We start from the raw sequence: 339 nt of genomic DNA, 5'->3' as shown, positions 1-339 counted from the left end.
CCTGGATCAAGACCAACATGGCTCCGCTGCGAGGTTGGGGGCCGAAGGGCAAGCGGCTGCGCGGTTTGGCTCCGCACGGCCACTGGCGTACGCTGACCTTCCTCGGCGCACTGCGCTGGGATCGGCTCGCGGCACCTTGTGTCTTCGACGGACCGATCAACGGCCAATGCTTCCGCGCCTATGTCGAGCAGCAGCTCCTCACCGTTCTGAAGCCCGGCGACATCGTCGTCATGGATAATCTGGGAAGTCATAAGTCGGCGGCCATCAGGCAGATGATCAAGGCTGCCGGCGCCAGGCTTTGGTACCTGCCGCCCTACTCTCCGGACCTCAATCCGATTG

General features: G+C 63.4%; 1 protein-coding gene. It reads left to right on the top strand.

Features of this window, described 5'->3' with window-relative positions; all coding sequences use genetic code 11:
* Window positions 1–339 (top strand): IS630 family transposase (locus tag EN861_RS34620; protein WP_135928230.1); only part of this gene is annotated, 339 nt, incomplete at both ends.

Source organism: Mesorhizobium sp. M8A.F.Ca.ET.218.01.1.1 (genome assembly GCF_004791165.1).
GTDB lineage: Bacteria > Pseudomonadota > Alphaproteobacteria > Rhizobiales > Rhizobiaceae > Mesorhizobium.
This window is presented reverse-complemented; position numbering and strand designations above follow the sequence as displayed.